This window comes from uncultured Roseovarius sp., from assembly GCF_913057115.1.
GTDB lineage: Bacteria > Pseudomonadota > Alphaproteobacteria > Rhodobacterales > Rhodobacteraceae > Roseovarius.
The window spans coordinates 68085-86296 of sequence record NZ_CAJXNN010000003.1 but is presented as its reverse complement, the minus strand read 5'-3'; the positions used below and the strand labels follow the sequence as shown (position 1 = coordinate 86296).

Annotated in this window: 18 protein-coding genes; 5 read left to right on the top strand and 13 right to left on the bottom strand. The window is 61.1% G+C overall.

Annotated features, from left to right (window positions below; all coding sequences use genetic code 11):
- Positions 1 to 18 precede the first annotated feature (18 nt).
- From QZ498_RS02435 to lpdA, 3 genes are all read left to right on the top strand, one after another.
- Complete coding sequence (locus QZ498_RS02435; RefSeq protein WP_294619873.1) at positions 19 to 738, top strand: hypothetical protein; 720 nt, start codon at positions 19 to 21, stop codon at positions 736 to 738.
- Positions 735 to 1130, top strand: a complete 396-nt coding sequence (locus QZ498_RS02430; RefSeq protein WP_294619872.1) for an MAPEG family protein — start codon at positions 735 to 737, stop codon at positions 1128 to 1130. Before QZ498_RS02435 ends, QZ498_RS02430 begins: the two co-directional genes overlap by 4 nt.
- Positions 1131 to 1260: 130 nt before the next feature.
- Positions 1261 to 2649 carry a dihydrolipoyl dehydrogenase gene (lpdA, locus tag QZ498_RS02425; protein WP_294619871.1) on the top strand — a complete coding sequence of 463 codons (1389 nt, stop codon included), beginning with the start codon at positions 1261 to 1263 and terminating at the stop codon, positions 2647 to 2649.
- A 122-nt stretch (positions 2650 to 2771) separates the two neighbouring features.
- Here the strand turns inward: lpdA and QZ498_RS02420 are convergent, their stop codons facing one another.
- From QZ498_RS02420 to QZ498_RS02405, 4 genes are read right to left on the bottom strand one after another with little or no spacing between them, the layout of a single operon-like run.
- Positions 2772 to 3386, bottom strand: coding sequence for a pyridoxamine 5'-phosphate oxidase family protein (locus QZ498_RS02420; protein WP_294619870.1), 615 nt, complete (start codon positions 3384 to 3386; stop codon positions 2772 to 2774).
- Entirely contained in the window at positions 3370 to 4104 is a 735-nt protein-coding gene (locus tag QZ498_RS02415; RefSeq protein ID WP_294619869.1) for a 1-acyl-sn-glycerol-3-phosphate acyltransferase, read from the bottom strand. The genes QZ498_RS02420 and QZ498_RS02415 overlap by 17 nt, the downstream gene beginning before the upstream one ends.
- Positions 4101 to 4970, bottom strand: coding sequence for an FtsX-like permease family protein (locus QZ498_RS02410; RefSeq protein WP_294620004.1), 870 nt, complete (start codon positions 4968 to 4970; stop codon positions 4101 to 4103). Before QZ498_RS02410 ends, QZ498_RS02415 begins: the two co-directional genes overlap by 4 nt.
- Positions 4971 to 5002: 32 nt before the next feature.
- Positions 5003 to 5680, bottom strand: a complete 678-nt coding sequence (locus QZ498_RS02405; protein WP_294619867.1) for a cell division ATP-binding protein FtsE — start codon at positions 5678 to 5680, stop codon at positions 5003 to 5005.
- A gap of 162 nt (positions 5681 to 5842) precedes the next feature.
- Between QZ498_RS02405 and QZ498_RS02400 the strand changes: the two genes are divergently transcribed.
- Positions 5843 to 6781: a zinc-ribbon domain-containing protein gene (locus tag QZ498_RS02400; protein WP_294619865.1), complete on the top strand. Its 939-nt coding sequence runs from the start codon at positions 5843 to 5845 to the stop codon at positions 6779 to 6781.
- Positions 6782 to 6849: 68 nt separating this feature from the next.
- On the opposite strand, the gene QZ498_RS02395 is transcribed toward QZ498_RS02400, so the two are convergent.
- Genes QZ498_RS02395 through argH form a run of 5 tightly spaced genes read right to left on the bottom strand, consistent with a single transcriptional unit; the run spans position 6850 to position 12684 of the window.
- Positions 6850 to 9462 (bottom strand): TIGR02302 family protein, encoded by a 2613-nt coding sequence (locus tag QZ498_RS02395; RefSeq protein ID WP_294619864.1) that lies wholly within the window; start codon positions 9460 to 9462, stop codon positions 6850 to 6852.
- Between the two features lie 37 nt (positions 9463 to 9499).
- Entirely contained in the window at positions 9500 to 10765 is a 1266-nt protein-coding gene (lysA, locus tag QZ498_RS02390; RefSeq protein ID WP_294619862.1) for a diaminopimelate decarboxylase, read from the bottom strand.
- A 52-nt stretch (positions 10766 to 10817) separates the two neighbouring features.
- A complete protein-coding gene (locus QZ498_RS02385; RefSeq protein WP_294619860.1) occupies positions 10818 to 11123 on the bottom strand; it encodes a DUF2834 domain-containing protein in 306 nt (101 codons plus the stop codon).
- Positions 11120 to 11299, bottom strand: coding sequence for an argininosuccinate lyase (locus QZ498_RS02380; RefSeq protein ID WP_294619858.1), 180 nt, complete (start codon positions 11297 to 11299; stop codon positions 11120 to 11122). Before QZ498_RS02380 ends, QZ498_RS02385 begins: the two co-directional genes overlap by 4 nt.
- Positions 11296 to 12684 (bottom strand): argininosuccinate lyase, encoded by a 1389-nt coding sequence (argH, locus tag QZ498_RS02375; protein WP_294619856.1) that lies wholly within the window; start codon positions 12682 to 12684, stop codon positions 11296 to 11298. Before argH ends, QZ498_RS02380 begins: the two co-directional genes overlap by 4 nt.
- Before the next feature lie 21 nt (positions 12685 to 12705).
- On the opposite strand from argH, the gene QZ498_RS02370 reads away from it, so the two are divergent.
- Positions 12706 to 13275 (top strand): TlpA disulfide reductase family protein, encoded by a 570-nt coding sequence (locus QZ498_RS02370; RefSeq protein ID WP_294619854.1) that lies wholly within the window; start codon positions 12706 to 12708, stop codon positions 13273 to 13275.
- Positions 13276 to 13450: 175 nt separating this feature from the next.
- Here QZ498_RS02370 and QZ498_RS02365 read toward each other — a convergent pair whose 3' ends face one another.
- The 4 genes from QZ498_RS02365 to coaBC are packed head-to-tail and all read right to left on the bottom strand — an operon-like array spanning position 13451 to position 18206.
- On the bottom strand, positions 13451 to 15463 hold the full coding sequence (locus tag QZ498_RS02365) for a M3 family metallopeptidase (protein ID WP_294619852.1): 2013 nt from the start codon (positions 15461 to 15463) through the stop codon (positions 13451 to 13453).
- Positions 15464 to 15466: 3 nt separating this feature from the next.
- Entirely contained in the window at positions 15467 to 16516 is a 1050-nt protein-coding gene (locus tag QZ498_RS02360; protein ID WP_294619850.1) for a HesA/MoeB/ThiF family protein, read from the bottom strand.
- Entirely contained in the window at positions 16516 to 16977 is a 462-nt protein-coding gene (gene dut, locus QZ498_RS02355) for a dUTP diphosphatase (protein ID WP_294619848.1), read from the bottom strand. Before dut ends, QZ498_RS02360 begins: the two co-directional genes overlap by 1 nt.
- 35 nt (positions 16978 to 17012) lie before the next feature.
- Positions 17013 to 18206 (bottom strand): bifunctional phosphopantothenoylcysteine decarboxylase/phosphopantothenate--cysteine ligase CoaBC, encoded by a 1194-nt coding sequence (gene coaBC, locus QZ498_RS02350; RefSeq protein ID WP_294619846.1) that lies wholly within the window; start codon positions 18204 to 18206, stop codon positions 17013 to 17015.
- Positions 18207 to 18212: the final 6 nt, after the last annotated feature.

Here is an 18212-nt window from a genome sequence, read left to right as displayed (position 1 = left end):
CCCCTTTTGGAGGCGACAATGACACCGCAAGAACTCGAAATGGCTTTAACAAGCGCACTCGAGCAATCTTCTGATCCACCTTGGACATCGATTGTTGCGGTATTCATATGGGCTGGTGCATTAGTCGTAGCGTATTTCCAGCTTCGTAACATTGCCGCGCAAATTAACGATGCGAAAGACGCAATTAACAAGGATCACGATAGAACCAGACGTGAACGAACCGTTGAAATTCTGAAATATTATCAAGAAGGCACGAAGCCGGAGCACAATAAAGTTATAGAGCTATTAGACCTCATGGCTGTGGACCAGCTGAAAAACCTCCGCGAGGGCAAGCCAATCACTCTAAGCGGCGAATTGAAGGAAATTGCGTGCAGTGTACTGTCCGGAAAATTCCCAGAGATCTACTTTCAGTACTGCGGGGATAAAGGCGAGAAAAAGAATGAAAGCCACGTCTTGTCACACGCGGAGACACTGCACCTACGCTTTATTATGCTCGATATTTTGAACCACTATGAAACCTGCTTGGTACCGTGGCATCTTGGAATAGTGGACCAAGAAACCATTGAGGCGCAGTTTTTTCCTTTGGTCGACAAACGCGATGGGAAGTTTAAGCTTCAAGCAGCACGGGAAGCATTTGGAACCGAGAAATTTCCTGCCACCGAGGCCTTTCGCGAAAAGCTGTTCTCGTCAAACAATGTAACGCAGCCCAAGAGCCCGATCACTAGGCCCACAAAATGACCCCCGAACTCACCGCCCTTACCCTCGCCGCCCTGCTACAGGTCGTCCAATACATCCTCTACGCGGTGCCCGCGAACCTCGAACTGGGCACTGGCTACACCATGTCCGCGCGCGATCGCGAGCCGTCCAAACCCCTGTCCGACCGCACCGCCCGGCTTGGCCGCGCCATGGACAACCATTTCGAAGGGCTGATCCTCTTCACCATCGCCTGCGTCGTGGTCACCCTTGCGGGCAAATCCTTCTGGTTCACCACCGCCTGCGCCTTCACCTACCTCGGCGCGCGCATCCTCTACATCCCCGCCTATGCCTTCGGCTGGCGCCCTTGGCGCTCCTACATCTGGGCCATCGGCTTCCTCGCCACCCTGCTCATGCTCCTCGCCGCCCTCCTGTAATCTTCATCTTTCCCAAAATACTCAAAAACGCCGCCGCAGGCGGCAAGACAGCGCCCCAAAATCACACCGCCTCTATACCGACATAAGACCGACGTGTTACAGACGTCCCAAAATCGAAGGAAACAGACCCATGGCAAACTATGACGTCATCGTCATCGGCTCCGGCCCCGGCGGCTATGTCGCCGCCATCCGCTGCGCGCAACTCGGCCTGAAAACCGCCTGTGTGGAAGGCCGCGAGACATTGGGCGGCACCTGCCTCAACGTCGGCTGCATCCCCTCCAAGGCGCTCCTGCACGCCTCGCATCAGTTGCACGAGGCCGAACACAACTTCGCCAAGATGGGCCTCAAGGGCAAATCGCCATCCGTGGACTGGAAACAGATGCTCTCCTACAAGGATGACACCATCGGCCAGAACACCAAGGGCATCGAATTCCTGTTCAAAAAGAACAAGATCGACTGGCTCAAGGGCTGGGGCTCCATCCCTGAAAAGGGCAAAGTGAAAGTGGGCGATGAGGTCCATGAGGCCAAGAACATCATCATCGCCACCGGCTCCGAGGTCAGCACCCTGCCCGGCGTCGAGATCGACGAGAAAACCGTCGTCTCCTCCACCGGCGCGCTCGAACTGCCGAAAATCCCCAAGAAAATGGTGGTGATCGGCGCAGGCGTCATCGGGCTGGAACTGGGCTCGGTCTACTCGCGCCTGGGCTCCGAGGTCACCGTCGTCGAATTCCTCGATCACATCACCCCCGGCATGGACGGCGAAGTGCAAAAGCAGTTCCAGAAACTGCTTAAAAAACAGGGCCTTAACTTCATCATGGGCGCCGCCGTGCAATCGGTCGAAACCCTGAAAACCAAGGCCAAAGTCAACTACAAACTGCGCAAGGACGACAGCGAGGAAACGCTGGATGCCGATGTCGTACTCGTCGCCACGGGCCGCAAACCCTTCACCGATGGCTTGGGCCTCGACGCCCTCGGCGTAAAAGTGTCCGACCGCGGCCAGATCGAAACCGACGACCAATGGCGCACCAATGTCGAAGGCATCTATGCCATCGGCGACGCCATCGACGGCCCCATGCTCGCCCACAAGGCCGAGGATGAAGGGATGGCCGCCGCCGAGGTGATCGCCGGCAAGCATGGCCACGTGAACTACGGCGTCATCCCCGGCGTGATCTACACCCACCCCGAGGTCGCCACCGTCGGCCAGACCGAGGAACAGCTCAAGGACGCCGGCCGCGCCTACAAGGTCGGCAAGTTCTCCTTCATGGGCAATGGCCGCGCCAAGGCAAATTTCGCCGGTGACGGCTTCGTCAAACTGCTGGCCGACAAGGAAACCGACCGTATCCTTGGCGCCCACATCATCGGCCCGATGGCGGGCGACCTGATCCATGAGGTCTGCGTTGCCATGGAATTCGGCGCCGCGGCCGAGGATCTTGCCCTCACCTGCCACGCCCACCCCACCTATTCCGAAGCAGTGCGCGAAGCAGCCCTGGCCTGCGGCGACGGCCCGATCCACAGCTAAGGAACGCTCATTCAGGCCTGACGGCCTTCTTCGCGAAGAGGGCCGTCAGGCCCGATGAGCACCAGATACAAGAAAAGGGCAGCCCACTGGCTGCCCTTTTCTGTTTCCACTGGAGATTGCCCTCACCACAGCGTCCGAACGGCCCGCTCCTGCCATTCCGCATCATAGCTGGCCCCGCCTTCCTCGCCGCGCGTCTGCTCGGCCAGAATCTCGCCCACAGTCGGCAACCCCTTGCTGTCGTCCCGGCTCCAAATCCCCGCCCGCATGCTGGCACGCGCGCATTGGGTGTAGACCTCACCAATCTTGATGACGATCACCGTGGCGGGCTGCTTGCCCTGCCGGTTGAACATGGCGCGCAACTGCGCATCCGCCGTCATCCGCGCCTGCCCGTTGATCCGCACCACCACGTCCGAACCCGGCACCATGAAAAGCAATGAAATCCGCCCGTCGCTGACGATATTGCGCAGGGTATCCAAACGGTTGTTCCCCCGCCAATCCGGCATTGCCAAAGTCTGCGCATCCAGTTCCGTGACAACCGGGCCATCCTCGCCCCTCGGGCTGCCATCGGTGCCGCCGGTGCCCACGGTCGACACAATGCAATAACGCGATTTGGCGATCCACTTGCGATACAAGGGCGTCAGCCGCGTCGCCACCTTGCGCAGGCTGGGCGCGGCGGGCATGGGGTATAGCGCCTCAAGGCTGGCAATATCCTCGATATAGTCAACCTTCGGGGTCAAATCCCGCCTCCCGCATCAGAGCGTCCGAGGCACTCTCGACCTCTTCCTCCAGCCGGGCCATGAACTCAGCCCGCGACAGCCCGCTTTCGATCCGCGGCAAAAACTCCACCACCGCCGTCCCCGGCTTGCGCATGATCCCCTTGCGTGGCCAGTAAAGGCCCACATTCGCCGCCACCGGCACGCAATCCTGCCCCAGCTCTTCGTACAGCACACCGGTGCCCACCTTGTAAGGCGCCTTCACCCCCGGCGCGATCCGCGTGCCCTGAGGGTAGATGATCAATTGCCCGGGCTGCTGCCGCCCCTTGGCGACATCCTCGACCATCTTCTTGATGGCTTGGCTCCGCTTGCCCCGATCCACCGGGACACAGCCGATCTTGAGCGCGTATTGTCCGATCACCGGCGCATACATCAACTCGCGTTTCATGATAAACTTGCCCGCCGGAAGGCTGGCGAAAATCAGGATGATATCAAGGAAGGATTGGTGCTTGGCCGCGACCAAGACCTCATCACTGGGCGGCGTACCGCGCACCTCGGTTCGCAGGCCCACCATCCAAACGGCCGACCAGCGCACAACCTTGCACCACGTTTTGCAAGCTGCCAACGCGCCCCGGCGACTGACGAGCGCCCAAGGCAGGAACAGAATACCCAGAACCGGCATCATCGCATAGATGAACACCACGAAGACAAGCGACCGGACCCATTGCACCGCGTCCCTCATTGCATCTCCCTCAAGGTGCGCAGGGCCGCGCCCCGCGTCGCGGCAAAGGCGACCCCGGCGGCCAAGACGGGTATGAAAAATGGCCATATCCAGTGCCAGCCCTGAAATCCAAGTCCGGTCAGAAAGCCGCCGCCGGCCTCCGCCGAGGGCAATAGCAAGACTCCGATCACCCCGGCGACCGCTCCAATCGCCGCGCCGGTCAAGGCCCGCAGGGTAAAGCGCCGCACAAAAGCATTGGCGATATAATCATCCCGCGCCCCCACAAGGCGCAAAACGCTGATGACCTGCGCATTGGCCGCCAAAGCGGCGTTGGCGGCCAGCGTGATCATCGCCGCCGTCGCAGCACCGATCAACCCCATCGACACCCAGCCCAACAGGCGCAGCCTGTTGGCGGCCCGCTCCAAGGGCCTGCGCCACCGGGTGTGATCATCCAGAACCGCCCCCGGCACTTCTGCCGAAAGCCGCAAGCGCAATCCTTGCGCATCATATCCATCACCCTCTTCCACCACTTCAATGAGTTGCGGAATAGGCAGCGTATCAACCGGCAAATCCGGCCCGAACCATGGCTCCAGCAGGGCGCGCTGTTCCTCGGCATCCAAGGCCCGGGCCGAGGCCACCCCCTTGGTCGTCTGCAAAACCCGCAGCGCGGCCTCGGTTTGGGCCGCCATTTGCCCGTCAGGGGACGAAATGCGAATGGTTGATGTTCGCGCAAGCTCATCGCCCCAACGGTCCGCCAACCGGCCCGCAGCCAGCGACAGGGCCAAGGCGAAAACCGCCAGAAAGGCCATCGCGGCTGCACTGAAGAGGGTCAGCGTTGCGGTAAAGCCGGTGGGTGGCACAACCCGGTCGGCCTGTGCATCGCCCATCACGAAATCACTGATCTTGGCGATATCCAACGTCACAGGTCCGCCCCCGCCAATTGCAGCCGCCGATTGGAAATCCGCAAGACCCGCGCCTGCACATGCGCCTTGGCAGCCCGGATCAGGGCCAGATCGTGGGTGGCGATCATGATCGTCTTGCCCATCCGGTTCAACTCGATGAGCAACCGCAACAACCGCTGCGACATCTCCCAATCCACGTTGCCCGTCGGTTCATCGGCAAGTATCACATCGGGCGACATGATAATCGCCCGGGCCAATGCCGCGCGCTGCCGCTCGCCGCCCGACAACTCGGGCGGCAAGGCGTCGCTCCTCGATTTCAGGCCGACCCAACCAATCAATTCCTTCAGGTTGGCATCCTCGCGCAACAAATCCTGCCCCGACACCATCAGTGGCAGGGCGATATTGTCCGACACCGAAAGATGGTCCAGAAACTGGCAATCCTGATGCACGACGCCCACGCGCCGCCGCACCATGGCGATGTCATCACGCTCCATGCCCCGCACATCCGCATCGAACAGGCGCACGTCCCCCGCCGTGGGCATCAAGGCCCCGTAACACAATTTCAAAAGCGTCGTCTTGCCCGCCCCTGACGGTCCCGTCAGAAAATGAAACGACCCCGGGGCCAACTTCAGAGATATCTCACTCAACAGCTCCCCACCGCCGTAACTGTAGGCGACATTGTCCAGTTCGATCAAACCTGCGCTCCCACCTTGACCGCTCCTTTCATGCCCGACAGGACACATATGTGCAACGATAACGGCCATGAAATCCTTTGCTCTTTTCCGACAAGGATTTACGACATATGGTATGGTTAACAAAACACTCCCGGTCAGCGGGGGCAGGGAACAGGTGGCTAGATGAGGCTTATTTGCCCGAATTGTGGGGCACAATACGAAGTGCCAGACGAGGTCATCCCGGAAACGGGCCGCGATGTGCAGTGCTCGAACTGTGGGGACACGTGGTTTCAAAACCATCCGGATCACCCCGCGCCCGAGCAAGAGCCTGAGCCGACACCCGAGCCCGAGCCCGAACAGTCCGGCCATCAGGACGTCACCTGGGATAGCCCGCAGGACGAGGCCGGCGACACACCATCCGAGCCAGTGACAGCGCCCGAACCGGAACCAGAGCAGGCCGACGCCTCTCAGGGTGACGACGAAGATGCCGATGATCACGACGGCGAAAACGACACCCCCGAACCGCCTCGCCGACAGCTCGACCCAGCCATCGCCGACGTCCTGCGCGAAGAAGCCGAGCACGAACGCGAAGCCCGCGCCGCCGAAACCGGCGGCCTAGAAACGCAACCTGATCTTGGCCTGACCCAGGATCAGGACGACGAAGATCGTCGCACCCGGGAATCTCGCGCGCGCATGGCCCGCCTGCGCGGCGAACCCGAGGATCAATCGCCAGCCTCTGTCCCGGAAGCCGAAGACATCGACCCCTCTTCGCGGCGCAATCTTTTGCCGGATATCGACGAAATCAACTCATCGCTGGATGCAAGCACCGTCGGTTCACATCACGAATCGATGGCCAGCGATGACATTGACGACCTACAACCGGCCCCTCCCCGCAAAAGCGGCTTCAAGCGCGGCTTCTCCTATGCCGTGTTGCTCGCGCTGATCTTGTTGGCGGTCTACAATTTCGCCCCGCAAATCGCCGAAATGGTCCCTTCCCTCGCTGGCCCACTTGAAACATACGTCGAACAGGTCAACGGCCTGCGTGTCATGCTGGATGAACAATTCGGCTGGCTGGGCGACTGGGTCCGGGACATGTCCAGCCCCGCAACCACCGGTGAGTGACGCCACCCACCTGGCCTGAACGCCCCGGGTCAGGCGGGGAATAAACCGTCACGACTGCGCCTAGAGCTTTAAAACCGGTCCAACAACCGCTTGAGATACTCCAGCTCCACCTCGGGCCGCTCGCCCTCGCCCGAGCGGCGGCGGATCTCATCCAGCAACTCGCGCGCCCGGCGGTAAACATCCTCGCCCTGCAACAGGTTATCCTGTGTGCCCACCTGCCGCCCCTGCCCCGGCGCACGGCCCAACGGGTCGTTCTGCTGCTGTCCGGGCTGGCCACGGGCCTGGCCCTGACCGCCTTGCTGTTGCTGGCCTTCTTGGGCCAGTTGTTCGCCAAGGTTGCGCATCCCGTCGCGCAGGGCCTCCATGGCCTCGGCCTGCCGGTCAATCGCTTCGCCAAGGTCATCCCCGCGCAGGGCCTCCTCGGCCCCTTCCATGGCCCGCTCGGCCCGCTCAAGCGACTCGCGCGCCGCCTCTCCGGCCTCGCCGCCGCCACCGGGCAGGGTGCCGCGCTGTTGCTCCAATTGGCGGCGCAGGGCCTCCTGCCGGTCCGCCAGCGAGCCTTGCCCACCTTGGCCCTGTTGCGCCTGATCCTGTCCTTGGCCGCGCTGTCCGGGTTGCTGCCCCTGGCCCTGCCCTTGGCCGGGCTGGTCATGGCTTTCGCCCCGTCCCTGGCCACCATCGCGGCCCTCGTTGCCTTGGCTCTGGCCCGATTGCGAATTGGGGTTGAACTGCTCCTGCAAATCGCGGAACGCCTGATCCGACAGGCCTTGCTGGTCGCGCAGGGTTTCGGCCAGCCCTTCCATGGCCTGCTGACCGGGCGATTGCCCCTGCTGGCCTTGGCCTTCGGTGACGCGCATGTTCTCCATCATCTGCTGGAACTGCTCCAGCGCCTCTTGCGCCTCGGCCATGCGGCCTTGTTCCATCAACTCCTGGATACGGTCCATCATGTCCTGCAGGTCCTGCTGGGTCATCTGCAGGCTGTCTTCCGACGCATCGGGTTGCTCGCCGTTTTGCTGACGCTCGCGGTTTTCGCGCTGCGCCTGCTGCATCTTCTGGCGCATGTAATCATTCGTCGCCTGCCGCAACTCATCCATCAGGCGCTGAATTTCCTCTTCGCTGGCCCCGTTGCGCATCGCCTCGCTCAGCCGCTCTTGCGCCGCGCGCATCCGCTCCAGCGCATCGCCGATATCGCCTTCCTCAAGGATCAGGGCCAAATCCCACATGGCCTCGGCAATCTCGTCACGCGCCTCGGCATTGAAACCGCCATAGGCCACCAAGGTTTCCAACCGGCGCAAAATCACCCGCAGCCGCAAATAGGCAGTCTCAGTGCGAAACACCCCGTCCTCGGGCCGGTGTGAGATCGCCCGCAACACCTGCGCCACGCGCTTGCCATTCTCACGGCTCCACAAAAGGTCACGCCGCTGCTCGATCACCGCCGCCGCCATCGGGTCAAAGAAGCGCCGCGCCGGAAGGGAAAGTGCATGCACCGCGCTCGCGCCCACTTGCCCCGCCGCATCCTCCACCTGCAACTGCAAGGTCACGGGCATATGCGCCCACGGATGCTTCGACAGGTTCTCAATCAATGTCTCGGAAAACTCCGCCCGATCCCCGGTTATCGGCATCGGTAGGTCCAACTCAATCGGCGCGCGCGGCTCAGGATCCGCCGCCAGACCATAGCGTCGCTCGACGCGCTCCATATCCAACGCAAAGCGCGCCGTGCCACCGACAACGCCATAATCGTCCTGCGCGCGGAAAGGGTGGCTCATCTGCCCATCGAAGGTGACATCCGCCGGTTCCGGCGCCACCTCGACCTGCGGCGGCAGATCGCGCAGCGCGCTGACGTCCCACGCCTGCCCGCCTGGGCCATCAATCCGCAACTCGCCGTCGCTGGCGATATCGAAACTCTGCTCGGAATCGCTCGCCGCGCCCAAGTCCTCTGTACGGCCCGAAACCGTTTCGGCCACGCTCAGCGCACCGACCTCACCATAAAGCCGCAAGGTCACGCGGCTTCCGACCGGTACGGTGATCTCGCCTTCCTGATCGTTCAGATAAAGGCTCGGCAATCCGGTATAACTTGGTGGTTCGATCCAGCCTTCCCACGCCGGGCCACCGGCCAAGGCCGCGCCACCGGGGGCCATATCGCCCACGCTGCCAACCCGCCAGACCGATCCGAAGATCAGCGCCACCAGCAATCCCAACAGCGCGATATACCGCAATCCAAACACATCCCGTGACGACAGCCGCAAATCCGGCTCAACCGCCTTGGCCGCGGCCGCACGCTCGGCCATCCGCGCCCGGTGCGCCCGCCAAAGGGCCTCCGATCCCGCGTCACCTTCGCCAATCGCCTGGCTGTCGGCCAAGGCCGCCAAGGGGTGCCCCGGCATCGCCGAATCCATCCGCGCCACGGCCTCGGCCCGGCTGGGCCACCGAAACTGCCGCAGGCCCAGCACGGCACACACCAGACCGGCCAATCCAACGGCCAGACCGCCGAACCAGACCACTTCAAGCGACAAGACGTCATGCAGGCCCATCATCAGCCCCGCCGCAACCGCCGCGATCAAGCTCCACAAGGGCCAGAAAGCACGGGACACACGCTCAGCAATCAACCCCGCCCAGGTCAGGGTCAGGGGCCAGCGCAGCCGCGTCATCACGGAACTCAGGGGCGTGTCAGGTCGGGCCATGCTCCAATCCAATCCATGGCCCGACGCGCCTATCGCGTCACAGCCATTCGGGAATGGTATCGCGATTTATCATCTCGTCAAAGGTCGGACGCGCCCGAATGACGGCGAATTGATGCCCATGCACCAAAACTTCCGGGATAAGCGGGCGTGTATTGTACTCGCTCGCCATCACCGCGCCATAGGCCCCGGCACTGCGAAACGCCACCAGATCGCCAGCCGCAACCTTGGGCATCATCCGTTCCTTGGCAAAGGTATCTCCCGATTCGCAAACCGGCCCGACAATGTCATAGGGGGCCTGTTCAGCCCCCGCCTCGGGCTCGATCACCGGGATAATGTCGTGATAGGCGTCATACATCGCCGGGCGGATCAGATCATTCATCGCCGCATCGAGGATCAGGAAATCACGCCCCTCACCCGCTTTCACGTAAATCACTTCCGAAACCAGAATCCCGGCATTGCCCGCCACCAAGCGCCCCGGCTCGATCTCGATCTCGCAGCCCAGATGGCCAACGGTTTCCTTGATCAACTGGCCATATTCGGTGGGCAAAGGCGGGGCCTCGTTGCTGCGCGCATAGGGAATTCCCAAACCACCGCCCAGATCGAGGCGCGAAATCTCATGCCCATCGGCGCGCAAGGCTTCGGTCAGTTCCGCCACCTTCTCATAGGCCAGACGGAACGGCTCCAACTCGGTCAACTGGCTGCCGATATGCACGTCGATGCCCACCACCTTCAAACCCGGCAGGGCGGCCGCCTCGGCATAAACCTCCCGCGCACGGGTGATCGGAATACCAAACTTGTTCTCGCTCTTGCCGGTGGCAATCTTGGCGTGGGTCTTGGCATCGACATCCGGGTTCACCCGAACGGTGATCGGGGCCACAACGCCCATCTCGCTTGCCACCGCACTGATCGCGGCCATCTCCGGCTCGCTTTCGACGTTGAACTGCCGCACACCCCCGGCCAAAACCTGCGCGATTTCGTCCCGCGTCTTGCCAACCCCGGAAAAGACGATCCGCTCACCGGGCACACCGGCGGCCTTGGCGCGGGCGTATTCCCCGCCCGAAACCACGTCCATCCCGGCCCCCAACTCGGCCAGCGTCTTGAGGATCGCCACGTTGCTTGCCGCCTTCACCGCATAGCAAACAAGATGATCCACACCCTCCAAAGCCTCGTCGAACAGCCGGAAATGCCGGGTCAGCGTCGCCGTGGAATAACAATAGAACGGTGTGCCCACCTGCGCGGCAATCTCGGCCACGGGGACATCCTCGGCATGCAACTGCCCATCGCGATAAAGAAAATGGTCCATGGCCCTCGCCCTTCATTTCAGGGCGTCATAGCAAACCCGCCGAGCTTTGCAATCACTGCCGCCCCATGCGCAGATAAAGGTACAAGGGCAAGCCACAACTCACGCCAATGCAAAAGGTCGCCGGGATCGCCCAAAGGCCGATCCACGCCCGCCGCTGCACGCTTTCCCAGATCACCCAAACCGTCAGGGCCACGGCGGCAATGGTCAAATCCCAAACCAAGCCGCTGCTCGCCGCATTGGCGTGCCACGCATCGACCATCGCCATCAGGTCAAAACCGTTTTCGTTGAACCACTGCAGGAAATAGGCCATCGGATGGATGGCCCCCCAAACCGCCAACGCCAGAAAAACGTACCTCAAAGCGCGGTGCCCACCGTAACGCTGGTCCGCCCTGTGACCCACGTCGCCCCGGTCGAGGCGCTGACACCCCCGCTACCCACGCCAACGGTCGTGTTCATGCTGGGGCGAATAGGCTCCCCATCCACGCCACAGGCGGCCTGCGCCGCCAAGCTCAAAACCGCCAAGATCCGTATCATGCCAAAACCTCTTTCCAGCGTGCGATCTGTGCGCGCACCTGCGCCGGTGCCGTCCCGCCATAGCTCATCCGTGAGGCAACCGAGTTATGCACGCCTAACACATCATAGACCGCTTGCGTAATTTCGCCATGCACCTCTTGCATCTCGGCCAAACTCAGCTCGGGCAAATCGCACCCCTTGGCCTCGGCCTTGGCCACCAAGGCCCCCGTCACGTGGTGCGCCTCGCGGAAAGGCATCCCCAAAACCCGCACCAGCCAATCCGCCAAATCCGTCGCGGTCGAAAAACCCGCACCGGCGGCGCCTTCCAGAGCCTCACGCTGCGGGGCCATATCGCGCACCATGCCCTCCATCGCCGCCAAGGCCAGCATCAGGTTATCAGCCGCATCAAAGACCTGTTCCTTGTCTTCCTGCATGTCCTTGGAATAGGCCAAGGGCAGCCCCTTCATCACCGTCATCAAACCCACATTCGCCCCGAAAATCCGGCCCACCTTGGCGCGGATCAACTCCGCCGCATCGGGGTTTTTCTTCTGCGGCATGATGCTCGACCCGGTGGAAAATCGGTCCGACAACACCACAAACCGGAACTGCGCCGAGGACCAGATCACCAGTTCCTCGGCAAAGCGGCTCAGGTGCATCGCGCAAATGCTCGCCGCGCTCAGGAACTCCAGCGCGAAATCCCGGTCACTCACCGCATCAAGGCTATTCGCCGCAGGCCGGTCAAACCCCAAGGCCTGCGCCGTCATCTCCCGGTCAATCGGGAAAGACGTCCCCGCCAAGGCGGCGGCCCCAAGCGGGCATTCATTCATCCGCGCCCGCGCATCGCGCACCCGGCTCAAATCCCGCCCGAACATCTCCACATAGGCCATCATGTGATGCCCCCACGTCACGGGCTGCGCCGTCTGCAAATGCGTGAAGCCCGGCATCACCCAATCGGCCCCGGTCTCCGCTTGGGCGAGAAGCGCTTGAATAAGCGCGACAAGCCCCGCCTCGGCGGCATCCAGCTGGTCCCGCACCCACAACTTGAAATCGGTCGCCACCTGATCGTTCCGGCTGCGCCCGGTGTGCAACCGCCCCGCGGGCTCGCCAATCACCTCCTTCAGACGCGCCTCCACATTCATGTGGATGTCTTCCAGCGCCGTCGAAAACTCAAATCGCCCCTCTTCGATCTCTGACAAGACCGTGAGCAAGCCTTCCCTCATCGCCTCGGCGTCACTATCACTAACAATACCCGTCGCGGCCAACATGGCCGCATGGGCGCGTGATCCGGCGATATCCTGCGCCGCCAGCCGCTTGTCGAATCCGATCGAGGCATTAATTGCCTCCATGATCGCATCCGGCCCGGCGGCAAAGCGGCCGCCCCACATCGCGTTCGAAGTCTTGGTCATGTCTCACCCTTCGGAGGGAAAATGAAGTTCATTCGTTTCGCATTCCTTTATATGGCGCTCGGTCTGGGTGCAAACACCGCTATGGCGGCTGATCTCGATACGCTCAACGCCCTGCGCGATGGCGACATGAAGAAACTCAACTTCCATTCTGAGGTTAGGGAGGTTTCGCAAACCCCCTTCACCACCGCCGATGGCGGAACGATGACGCTCGCCGACTACCAAGGCAAACACGTGGTCCTGAATTTCTGGGCCACATGGTGCGCGCCCTGCCGCGTGGAAATGCCCATGCTCTCCGAACTGCAGACCGATCTGGGCGGCGATGCCTTCGAGGTGGTCACCATCGCCACGGGCCGCAACGCGCCGCCCGCGATGAAAAAGTTCTTCGACGAAATCGGCGTCGATAACCTCCCCCTCCACCGTGACCCCAAGGGGCAGCTTGCGCGCGAAATGGGCGTCTTCGGTCTGCCGATCACGGTGATCCTTGATCCCGAGGGGCGCGAGATTGCCCGCCTACGCGGTGACGCGCATTGGAACTCCGACAGCGCCAAGGCGATCCTCACCACCCTGATCGAAGGTGAGGCCGAGGGCTAATCTACGCGAAATCGCCCGACCAAAAGGTTAACGTGTTAACCTTTGCAGTCTCCGTGTTCCGGCGTTTCGTACGACTCGTACGACAATCTTCCGAACCCCCCGGATTTTCGTACGAAAATCGGGGGTTCGTCGTACGACTCGTACGAAGGTTAAGCGAAGGTAAACCGGCGTCGCCTCACGCGGCCAATCCACGCCCTTTCAACAGCGCCTCAACCCCCGGCATCCGGCCCCGGAACGCGGTATACAAGTCCTCTGGGTCGGCCGATCCACCCTTGGAAAGAATGTGCGTTTCCAAAGCCTTAGCGCGTTCCTCGTCAAAGGCCCCGCCCTCTTCCTCGAAGCTGGCAAAGGCATCCGCATCCATCACTTCCGACCACATATAGCTATAGTAGCCGCTGGAATACCCGTCGCCCGCAAAGACATGCGCGAACTGCGGCGTGGCATGGCGCATGGTGATCGCCTCAGGCATACCCATATTTTCCAATATTTCCAACTGCTTAGCCATCACATCGCCGGGCGCTCCGCCCTCATGGAACGCCAAATCCACCATCGCCGAGGCGACATATTCCACCGTCTGGAACCCTTGGTCAAAATTCGCCGCCTTCAGCATTTTTTCCAACAATTCCGGGGGCATAGCCTCCCCCGTCTGGTAATGCCGCGCGTATTTTTCCAAGACTTCCGGCACCTCAAGCCAATGTTCATACAGCTGCGAAGGCAGCTCCACAAAGTCCCGCGCCACGGAAGTCCCTGAAATACTTTCATAATTTACGTTCGACAGCAGGTGATGCAGGGCGTGCCCGAACTCATGAAACAGGGTCCGCGCATCGTCATAAGACAAAAGCGCCGGATCACCCTTGGCGAAATTGCAGGTGTTTAAAACCACCGGCCCCTGTGTTTTCGGAATCTTAGCTTGTCCGCGCATGGCACTACACCAAGCGCCTGACCGTTTCGAGGCGCGGGCGAAGTAATCTCCAATGAAAACAGCAATGTGGCTCCCATTGCGACTCACCTCCCAAGCCCGGCAATCAGGGTGGTAGAGCGGCACATCCAGCTCTTTAAACTCCAACCCAAAAAGCCGATTGGCCGTGCCAAAGGCCGCCTCGATCATCGCCTCCAGCGACAAATAGGGTTTCACCGCCGCCTCGTCCAAATCATGCTCCGCCTGCCGCCGCTTCTCCGCGTAATAGCGCCAGTCCCAAGGGCGTAATTCTCCATTGATTCCATCGGCTTGCATCATTTCGGTCAGCACTTCGGCATCCCGCTCGGCTTGCGCCTTGGCCGGCTCCCAAACCTGCATCAGCAAATCGCGCACCCGATCCGGCGTTTTCGCCATCTCGGTTTCCAGCTTGTAAGCCGCGAAACTCTCATACCCCAGAAGTTGTGCCCGCTCCTCGCGCAACCGCAATATTTCGGCGCAAATCTCCCGATTATCGGTCTCACCGCCCATGGCCCCGCGCGCTTCCCACGCCCGAAAGGCCTTTTCCCGCAGGTTCCGCCGGGGCGAAAATTGCAGGAAGGGAACAATTAACGATCGCGACAATGTGATGATCGGGGCGTCCAACCCCTTCTCCCGCCCGGCTTCCCGCGCCGAGGCGGCAACAAATTCTGGAATGTTTTCGAGGGCTTGCTCGTCTAGCTCCATATACCAACCGGATTCATCGGCCAGCAGGTTTTGCGTGAACTGCGTGCCCAATTCGGCCAGTCGCCCCATGATCTCGCGCATCCGCTTATCCGATTCGCCACTGAGCGCCGCCCCCGCCCGCAAGAACCGCCGCCGCGTCAGCATCAGCAACCTTTGTCGTTCATCGCTCAGATCAAGACTCTCGCGATCTTTCCAAAGCGCCTCGATGCGCTCAAAAAGCTCTTTGTTTCCAGTCACTTCCGAGGAATAGGCTGCCAGCTTCGGGCTAAACGCCCGCTGCAGTTTCTGCCGCTTTGGGTTGCTGTCCGATCCGGACACGGTGAAAAACACCGACAGCACCTTATCCAACTGCTCCCCACTCGCCTCCAAGGCCTCTATCGTATTGGCAAAGCTGGGTTTTTCCGGATTCTCGGCAATCGCGGTCACTTCCGCCCGCGCCGCCTCAAGCGCCTCCTCGAAGGCAGGTTCGAAGTGCTCGTCCGAAATCTCATCGAAAGGTGCCATGTTGAACGGCCCATCCCATTTCTCAAGCAGCGGGTTCGCCATGGCTCAGGCTCCTTTTTCCTTTGTTTTCTGACAGATAGGGCAATCTTCCCGTGGGTGAATGGCGATCTTTCGGGTCTCCCCCCAAAGCGCGTCATAGATCAGCATCTCCCCCAAAAGCGCCTGCCCCGCCCCGGAAATCAGCTTCACCGCCTCAACGGCCATCATCGCCCCCACCACACCGGGCAGCGGCCCGACAACACCAGCCTCAGCACAAGAAGGCGCTAGGCCAGGGGCTGGAGCTTCTGGAAAAATGCATTGATAACAAGGGGTTCCGTGGTTCGGGGCAAAGACGCTCACCTGCCCCTCCCACTGCGACAACGCACCCGAAATCAGCGGCTTGCCCAGCGCCACACAGGTCGCATTGGCCAGATACCGGCTGTCGAAGTTGTCCGTGCCATCAAGGATCACGTCATAGTCCGCGAACAGACCTTCCACGATCTCGGGCGTTAACCTTCTTTGATAGGGTCTTACCTCGACATGCGGGTTCTGCGCCTTCATCGCCTGCATCGCCGACTGCACCTTGGGCAGCCCAATGTCAGAATCTCTATGTATTACTTGACGTTGCAGGTTCGAGTTATCGACCTCATCATCGTCGATCACGCCAATCGTCCCAACGCCCGCCGCTGCCAAATACATTAACGCGGGCGACCCAAGACCCCCGGCCCCAATGACCAGAACCTTTGATTCCTTCAACGCTTTCTGTCCCGGCCCTCCGATCTCGCGCAAAACGATGTGCCGGGCGTAGCGCTCTAGCTCGGTTTCAGAAAATAGCCCTTTCTTTTCAGGTTCTTGCCGTACTTCAGCCCGCCCCCTGAGTTTGTTCAACCCCCAACGATAGGCCAGAACGATGGCCACGAATCCACCAATCAAAAGCCAAAGCGCCGGGCTTTCCCCGGTGGCCATCCTTAGCGGGTGCCCGTCAGGTAGGATCAGATGCAACAGGACAACGCCAACCCAAAGCATCCCGATCATGCCCCACCGCAATCGCCTGGGCGTCTTGAGCATCGCGCCAACACCCCACAGCGCCGCGGCCATGACCAAGACCAAAAGCATCAGTTGGCCCCTGTTGAGCCAAAGCCACCTGCGCCTCTTTCGGTGGCCTCCAGATCGCTCACCAAGTCAAATTGCGCCTGCACCACCGGGGCCACCACCATCTGCGCAATTCGCATTCCATGGCTCACATGGAAGGCCTCTTGCCCCGCATTCATAACGATCACCCCCAAAGGGCCGCGATAGTCACTGTCTATGGTGCCCGGGCTGTTGGGCACGGTGATCCCGTGCTTGAGCGCAAGACCCGACCGAGGCCTGATCTGCACTTCGAATCCATGCGGAATAGCCAGACGAAGGCCAGTCGGAATCAAGGCCCTTTCCCCGGGATCAAGAGCAATACCGTCGCGCGCCTCGACCGGGAAATTCGCCCGCAGATCGGCGCCGGCCGCCCCGGATGTTTCATAGGAGGGCAACCCAAGACATGGATCTGCACCCTCATCCCAAAGCATTGAAATCAGGGCCATTTTCGCCCCACAATCCGTATCAAACTCTCTGCCCCCTAGGTCAAGGACTTTGCAATGCGGTCCGCCAAACGCCGGGCAACATCATCTTTTGACATGCGCGGCCAATCCTCGGTCCCGCTCCCGGTAATCAAGGTAATGTCATTTTCCTTGCCGCCCATGATTCCTGTCGCATGGCTCACATCATTGGCCACGATCCAGTCACATCCCTTACGCTTGCGCTTGGACGTGGCATTGTCGACCACGTCATCGGTTTCCGCGGCAAAGCCAACCACAAGAGACGGCCGCCCCTCGTCCATCTGGCTGACCGTCGCAAGAATGTCCGGGTTTTCCTCGAATTCGAGTTTGGGTAAGCCGCCCTTGGTCTTTTTCATCTTGCTGTTGCTGGCACCGGCAACCCGCCAATCCGCCACAGCCGCCGCAAAGATCGCTGCGTCGACTGGCAGAGCTGTCTGCACGGCCTCAAGCATCTGCTGCGCGGTTTCAATACGCATGGTTTCGACACCTTCAGGTGGCGCAACATCCGCCGGGCCGGTAACAAACACCACCTCCGCGCCAAGGTCCCTCAGCGCGCTTGCAATTGCCGTCCCTTGGGAGCCGGAAGATCGGTTTGCGATATACCGTACCGGGTCAATAGGTTCATGTGTGGGGCCGGAGGTGACCAATATGCGCTTGCCCGTCAAAGGGCCATCCACCAAGGCCTCCTGAACCGCCGCAACAATCTCAAGGGGTTCCGCCATCCGCCCGGGCCCGTGTTCGCCACAGGCCATGTCGCCCTCGTTCGGGCCCACCAAGCGGATGCCATCACCCTTGAGCGTCGCCATATTGCGCTGTGTCGCGGGATGATCCCACATGCGCACATTCATTGCCGGTGCCGCCATAACCGGCGTGTCCGTCGCCAACAAAAGGGTTGAAGCCAGATCATCGGCATGTCCCTGCGCCATTTTCGCCATCAGATCTGCCGTCGCTGGTGCCACAACAATCAAGTCAGCGCTGCGGCTAAGTTCGATATGTCCCATCTCGGCTTCATCGGTAAGGTCGAACAGGTCGCGGAACACTCTCTTTCCGGCCAAAGCCGACACCGACAAAGGGGTAACGAATTCTTCGCCGGCTCGGGTCAGAACAGGCGTAACACTGGCGCCGCTCTCTCGTAGACGCCGGATCAGGTCCAATGATTTGAACGCAGCGATACCGCCGCCAATGATCAGAAGAATGTGTTTCTTTGCCAGCATGGCACG

Excerpts from the sequence above, each read along its gene's own strand:
- QZ498_RS02435 (WP_294619873.1), top strand. The coding sequence starts at position 19 with ATGACACCGCAAGAACTCGAAATGGCTTTAACAAGCGCACTCGAGCAA.
- QZ498_RS02430 (WP_294619872.1), top strand. The coding sequence starts at position 735 with ATGACCCCCGAACTCACCGCCCTTACCCTCGCCGCCCTGCTACAGGTC.
- lpdA (WP_294619871.1), top strand. The coding sequence starts at position 1,261 with ATGGCAAACTATGACGTCATCGTCATCGGCTCCGGCCCCGGCGGCTAT.
- QZ498_RS02415 (WP_294619869.1), bottom strand. The coding sequence starts at position 4,104 with ATGAGGGACGCGGTGCAATGGGTCCGGTCGCTTGTCTTCGTGGTGTTC.
- QZ498_RS02410 (WP_294620004.1), bottom strand. The coding sequence starts at position 4,970 with ATGGGCGATGCACAGGCCGACCGGGTTGTGCCACCCACCGGCTTTACC.
- QZ498_RS02400 (WP_294619865.1), top strand. The coding sequence starts at position 5,843 with ATGAGGCTTATTTGCCCGAATTGTGGGGCACAATACGAAGTGCCAGAC.
- QZ498_RS02395 (WP_294619864.1), bottom strand. The coding sequence starts at position 9,462 with ATGGCCCGACCTGACACGCCCCTGAGTTCCGTGATGACGCGGCTGCGC.
- lysA (WP_294619862.1), bottom strand. The coding sequence starts at position 10,765 with ATGGACCATTTTCTTTATCGCGATGGGCAGTTGCATGCCGAGGATGTC.
- QZ498_RS02380 (WP_294619858.1), bottom strand. The coding sequence starts at position 11,299 with ATGATACGGATCTTGGCGGTTTTGAGCTTGGCGGCGCAGGCCGCCTGT.
- argH (WP_294619856.1), bottom strand. The coding sequence starts at position 12,684 with ATGACCAAGACTTCGAACGCGATGTGGGGCGGCCGCTTTGCCGCCGGG.
- QZ498_RS02370 (WP_294619854.1), top strand. The coding sequence starts at position 12,706 with ATGAAGTTCATTCGTTTCGCATTCCTTTATATGGCGCTCGGTCTGGGT.
- QZ498_RS02365 (WP_294619852.1), bottom strand. The coding sequence starts at position 15,463 with ATGGCGAACCCGCTGCTTGAGAAATGGGATGGGCCGTTCAACATGGCA.
- QZ498_RS02360 (WP_294619850.1), bottom strand. The coding sequence starts at position 16,516 with ATGCTTTTGGTCTTGGTCATGGCCGCGGCGCTGTGGGGTGTTGGCGCG.
- dut (WP_294619848.1), bottom strand. The coding sequence starts at position 16,977 with ATGGCCCTGATTTCAATGCTTTGGGATGAGGGTGCAGATCCATGTCTT.
- coaBC (WP_294619846.1), bottom strand. The coding sequence starts at position 18,206 with ATGCTGGCAAAGAAACACATTCTTCTGATCATTGGCGGCGGTATCGCT.